This is a genomic window from Burkholderia sp. Ac-20392 (assembly GCF_017104585.1).
Lineage (GTDB): Bacteria > Pseudomonadota > Gammaproteobacteria > Burkholderiales > Burkholderiaceae > Burkholderia > Burkholderia lata.
In genome coordinates, this window is sequence record NZ_JAAGPB010000553.1 from 1 (window position 1) to 4,986 (window position 4,986).

The 4,986-nt window shown below is 68.0% G+C and carries 5 protein-coding genes, 1 tRNA gene and 1 pseudogene; 2 read left to right on the top strand and 5 right to left on the bottom strand.

Going from position 1 to position 4,986, the window contains the following annotated elements; genetic code table 11:
- Nucleotides 1–92: 92 nt before the first annotated feature.
- A pseudogene (locus tag G3N99_RS34315) lies at nt 93–677 on the bottom strand (c-type cytochrome); the annotation flags it as partial.
- Nucleotides 678–928: 251 nt separating this feature from the next.
- Between G3N99_RS34315 and G3N99_RS34320 the strand changes: the two are divergent.
- Nucleotides 929–1,004, top strand: a tRNA-Arg gene (locus tag G3N99_RS34320).
- 15 nt (nt 1,005–1,019) lie between these two features.
- Here G3N99_RS34320 and G3N99_RS34325 read toward each other — a convergent pair.
- Complete coding sequence (locus G3N99_RS34325) at nt 1,020–2,090, bottom strand: site-specific integrase (RefSeq protein ID WP_241012002.1); 1,071 nt, start codon at nt 2,088–2,090, stop codon at nt 1,020–1,022.
- Nucleotides 2,003–2,254 carry a DNA-binding protein gene (locus G3N99_RS42160; protein ID WP_241012003.1) on the bottom strand — a complete coding sequence of 84 codons (252 nt, stop codon included), beginning with the start codon at nt 2,252–2,254 and terminating at the stop codon, nt 2,003–2,005. The genes G3N99_RS34325 and G3N99_RS42160 overlap by 88 nt, the downstream gene beginning before the upstream one ends.
- Between G3N99_RS42160 and G3N99_RS34330 the strand changes: the two genes are divergently transcribed.
- Nucleotides 2,150–2,410, top strand: a complete 261-nt coding sequence (locus tag G3N99_RS34330; RefSeq protein ID WP_206124592.1) for a hypothetical protein — start codon at nt 2,150–2,152, stop codon at nt 2,408–2,410. The two genes, G3N99_RS42160 and G3N99_RS34330, sit on opposite strands and share 105 nt — an antisense overlap.
- Nucleotides 2,411–2,461: 51 nt before the next feature.
- Here the strand turns inward: G3N99_RS34330 and G3N99_RS34335 are convergent, their stop codons facing one another.
- Together G3N99_RS34335 and G3N99_RS34340 are read right to left on the bottom strand one after the other, a co-directional pair.
- Nucleotides 2,462–2,833 (bottom strand): hypothetical protein, encoded by a 372-nt coding sequence (locus tag G3N99_RS34335; RefSeq protein WP_206124590.1) that lies wholly within the window; start codon nt 2,831–2,833, stop codon nt 2,462–2,464.
- Nucleotides 2,830–4,986 (bottom strand): toprim domain-containing protein (locus G3N99_RS34340; RefSeq protein WP_206124591.1); only part of this gene is annotated, 2,157 nt, incomplete at its 5' end. The genes G3N99_RS34335 and G3N99_RS34340, both read right to left, overlap by 4 nt.

The following is a 4,986-nucleotide window of genomic DNA, read 5'->3' on the forward strand; positions in this document are numbered from 1 at the left end:
TATGTGTCGATACACATATTAGTCTTCTATCATTCCGCCGCCCTCCGAGCTCTAACCCTATCTCTCCCCTCTTTCCCTCCACGCCGCTCTTCCGATCTGGCGATCTGTGCGCTCGCGGCGTCCGCTGTGCCCGACGCGGCTGCGGCGCCGCTGGCGGGTTGCGCCGCGTTGGCGGACGGCGCGGCCGGTTCGGGGAAGTTCGCGCCGTCGTTGTTCGCCATGTAGACGATCGCACGGGCGATTTCATAGTCGCTGACGTCGTCGGGGCTCGTGCCGCCGCGCGGCGGCATCGCGCCCTTGCCGGCCAGCGCCGTCTTCAGCAGCGTGTCGAAGCCTTGCGAGATGCGCGGCGCCCAGTCGTCCTTGTTGCCGAACTTCGGTGCGCCGGCGGCGCCCGTGCCGTGGCAGGTCACGCAGACGGCCTTGTAGACTTCCTCGCCGGTCTTGTACGTGCGGGGCGCGTTGGCGTCCTTCACTTCGACCTGGGCGAGCGGGGCGACACGTGCGGCAACCTGTTCGTCGGATAGCGCGTCCGTGCCGGCGCCGTAACGGAACGCATGGTTCGCGTAGTTGGCGAACAGGACGATCAGGATGATCGGAATCGCGAACGACGCGATGATGACGGCAATCAGCTGCCCGGGAGTTTTGACCGGAGATTCGTGGGGTGCTTCGCTCATGCTTGCCTCGTCTCCATGATTAGGAATTGTGAGCGCGGTGCAACGGCAAATGGCAGTCCAATGAAGCCCGGTCGATTATAGACGGAACGTTTACATCACGGCGAGCGGTGCGATGGCGCGTGTTTACCCGCACGCGGCGCGGCCCCGCGCGGATTCGTCGGGCAAGGTGGACGCTTCATGGGAAACCGGGTATCCTTGCCGTCTTGCCAATGGTGGGCGACCTGTATATTGGGGTCGCTTCACTGTCTCACGCGCCCGTAGCTCAATGGATAGAGTACTGCCCTCCGAAGGCAGGGGTTGCTGGTTCGATCCCAGCCGGGCGCGCCAAGTCTAGTCAGGCTCTCAGCGGTTTTCTCCCTTCGTCGCATTGTCTCGTTGCAGCTGAATTGCAGCTGGCACCGGCACGGGCTCGGCCGTCAGCGGCGTGACCCACTGCGCGAGGTGGTCGGCCGAAAGGTGCGCGTACCGCTGCACCATTTCCATCGTCTCCCAGCCGCCCAGCTCCTTGAGCACCTGCAACGGCGTGCCGCGCTGCACGTGCCAGCTTGCCCAGGTGTGACGCAGGTCGTGCCAGCGGAAGTCGCTCAGGCCGGCACGCTGCAGCGCCTTCGCCCATGCGGCCGTTGCCGTCTGGTAGACCGGCTTGCCGCGATAGGTGAACACGCTGTCCGCGCATTCCGGCGCCCGCGAGTTCGCGCGCTGGCGGTGCAGCACCGCGATCGCGGTATCCGAAAGCGGCACCGTGATCGCCTTGCGCGCCTTCGCCTGGTCCGGGTGGATCCACGCGACGCGCCGCGCAAGGTCGACTTGCGACCAGCGCAGCCCCGTCACGTTGGCGCGGCGCAGGCCGGTCTCGAGACTGAAGCGCGCCATGTCGGCGAGATGTGCGGGCAGTTCGGCGAGCAGCCGCTCCGCTTCTGCCGCGGTCAGCCAGCGGATGCGTTTCGAGACGATCTTCGCGCGTTTCGTGACCGGCGCGCGTTCCAGCCATTCCCATTCCACCGCCGCATTCAACACCGACTTCAGCACGCCGATCACGCGACGCACGGTGCCGTCGCTGACGGCCCGGTCGGTCTCGACGATGCCGTGCCGGGTGCGCACCGTGCGCGGTTCCTGGCGCTTGGCCTGCGCGATCGCATCGACGCGGTTCCGGTCGATGTCGGCGAGCGCGACGCCGGACAGGTGCCGGTCGAGCCAGCGCAGGTGAATCTTCGACGTTTCCAGGCTGGCGAGGCTCGCGCGTTCGCCGACGTAGCGCACGACCGCGTCGTTCCACGAATGACGCGGCTTCGTGCCGAGCCGCGCCTGGTTCCACAGGTCGACCTTCAGCCGGTCGTGGAATTCCTGGGCCTGGGCTTTGTCGCGGGTGCCAGTGCTTCCCTGTATCGGCGTTCCGCCGCCAGGGGGGTACAGCTTGTATTGCCAGTTCGGGCTGGTTTTGCGTTTGTAGAGCGACATGGGCGGGTTTCCTCTTGCTGATCGTTCTGGGCGACGGGCGGGAGCCATTCGCCGGCGAGGTAGCGCTGCAGGGCGGCGACGGAAAAGATCCAGCGCTTGCCGACCTTGCGGCCGGGCAGCGCGCCGGCCCGGGCCTTCAGGCGCACCGTTTCGGGATGGGCGCCGAGCAGGGCCGCGGCGCCCGCCAGGTCGACGGTGGCCGGATTCGCGCTGTCGGCAGGCCGCGCGCCGGGCGGGCACGCAGCGCAACTCGTGGAGTGGTGGTTTGCGTGTGAAGAGTGCATAACACATTGATGTTCAAGCGTTTTGTTGGCCATCGGTTGCCATCATTCAGGCGTGGCGGCTGCGCGGAACCCGTGGCGCGAAACCATCGCATCGCCGGCGACCGATGGCAGTGCGGCCCCGACTCGTGGTGCGCGATGGCGGTGGGTCGCAAGGGCTTCCCGGTTCTCTTTCTTCTTTTTCTTCAATGAGTTGAAGAGAGAGAAAGAAGAAGGGACTGCCGCCGGCGCGCCAACCGGACTCATGGCAAAAGCGGCATGACACGTGGCGAACCCGGCGCGAGGCAAGGCGGCAGTTCCTTCAGGAATCAAGGACTTGCGAGCCGGCACCCGCGATAACCACGATTCGCGTGCGCTGCCTGCCGGCCCCCGACGGGCGCCGCTGCGTAGTGACAGGTCGTACAGGGCGCGGCTCATGCGCGGCCGCCTTGCAGCGCGTCGGTCGCCAGGTCCTCGCGCACCGACACGTGCAGGCCGAATGCGGCCAGACGCTCGAGCGACACCGGCGTCAGGTACGGCACGCGGCGCATGTAGATGCGGCGCTCGACCTCCTTCTCTCCGACCACGACGCCCGCGTGCTTGAGCTGCGCCTTGAACACGCGGTCGGACTTCACCGGCAGGCCGTTCCACTTGTCGCGCAGCGCGCTCGTGTGCGCGAGGTGATCCATCACATGCCCGGTGCGCAGCAGCAGGCAGAATTCGCCGTCGACGGTGTCGAAGGTGTACGGATGCTTGTAATTGCCGCCGTCGATTTCCGACAGCACCGTTTCCATGATCCAGACCCACGGCTCGCGGTCGGCACTGGTTTCGGCGACGTGACCGTTCATCTCGGCGATCAGGTCGCGCGGGAAATCGCCTTCGCTCGGGTCCATGCCGGCGAATTCGCACAGGTAGCGCCACGCGAGCCCGATGGCCGCGTAGTTGCCGGCCATGCGCCGCGCGCCGTCGTCCTCGCCGCTCGCGCGGCAGCCGGCGAGCGCCTTGTCGCGCAGCGTCGCGTACTGGTCGAGCGCGGTGCGCCGGTCGAGCCCGGTCAGGAACTCGAGCCATTGCCGGACCGGGAAGCGCGGCAGGTCGTCGGGCAGCAGCGGCCCGCGCTTGCCGGTCAGCGTCGTGCGCACGAGCTTGCCGAGCAGGCTGCGCACCGGCACGTCCTCGCCGGCGAGCATCACCGGCGCGCACAGCAGGTATTCGGTCATGTCGGTGCCGCGCCGCGTCACCGTGTACTGGTAGTTCTCCTGCAGCAGCCCGACCGCCTTGTCGATCACGTCCTGCCGCCGCGCCGACAGTTCTTCCCAGCCCACCGGGTGGCTCGTGTGACTGATGCTGGTCAGCAGCCGGAATTCGGTCTGCAGCGACTGTCCCGAGAACATCGTGAAAGCGAGCGAGCGTTCGAGCCGCTTGATGAGCGTCGACTTGCCCGCGCCCTTGTTCGCCTGGATCGTCAGATGCGGCCAGAAGCCGAGCAGCGCCTTCAGGTGGCCGCCGAGCGCCCACACGAGCGGGATCGTCGCGGCGTTCTGCCGGAACGTCGTCTGGTAGGCGGCGATCACGCGGCGCGCGTCGCTCACCGGGCCGCCCGGGAACGCCAGGTTGTGATACGGGCACTGCTTGTCCGCTTCGGTGAAGTAGCAGTCGGGGCCTTCGTTGACGATCAGCCGCCCGTCGCGCCACGCGAGCCCGACGAAGTTCGCGGCGCGGCGCGCGCCCAGGTCGGCGCCGCGCTCGAGGATGTTCACCATCCGCTTGAACGGCGCCGGCGCCCAGATCGGGCCGAACTTGCTCCACTGGTCGACGTTGTGCAGCTGGTCGTCGAGCATCACGCGGCGGATCAGCTGCGCACCGTGGCGCGGCGCCTGTACCGACACGGCGAAGTAGACGGTGGGCGCCTGGTCGGCGTCGCCCGTCATCGTCGACGTCGCGCTCGCGACGGCCACCCGGCTGATGCCGGCGATGCGGAAGCCGCACAGGTCGGTCATCACGGGCGTCTCGACGCCGGATTCCTCGTTGCGGTCCATCTTGGTGATGTAGTTCGTGAAGTCGGGCCGCACGCGAAACCGCCAGTACTGCGCGAAATCGTGCGCCGGCAGGAAGATGCGCGGCCGGCCGCGGCGCGATGCGTCGCCGGGCAGGCCGGCGACGAGCCACGGTTCGAGCTGGTCGAGCGCGCGCGCCAGGTCGGCCGGGCCGCGCAGCTGCAGGTAATCGTTCACGTCGTTGATCGGCGCACGCGCGGCGTCGCCGTCCGCCAGATCCGCCAGCCAGTCCGACTGGTCGACCAGCACGGCGCTGATGTCGAGCGCGGTCAGCCGTTCGTGGAGTGCCCACGCGGCCTCCGGGCCGGGGCGTTGCCCCACGCGCGGGTGGCCTTCGGCGAACGGCTCGTCGTTGTCCAGGCAGATCGTGACCTGCTTGCCGCGCAGGAACGCGAAGTCGATGCGCTCGACGTTTGCGAGGCCGCGCAGCGCCAGCGCGGCCGTGCCGGGCAGCGCGCAGGTGTCGATCGACAGCGCGTTGATCGCGCTTTCGACGATGACCACGCGTTTTGCGCGGTCGAGCCGGCGCGCATC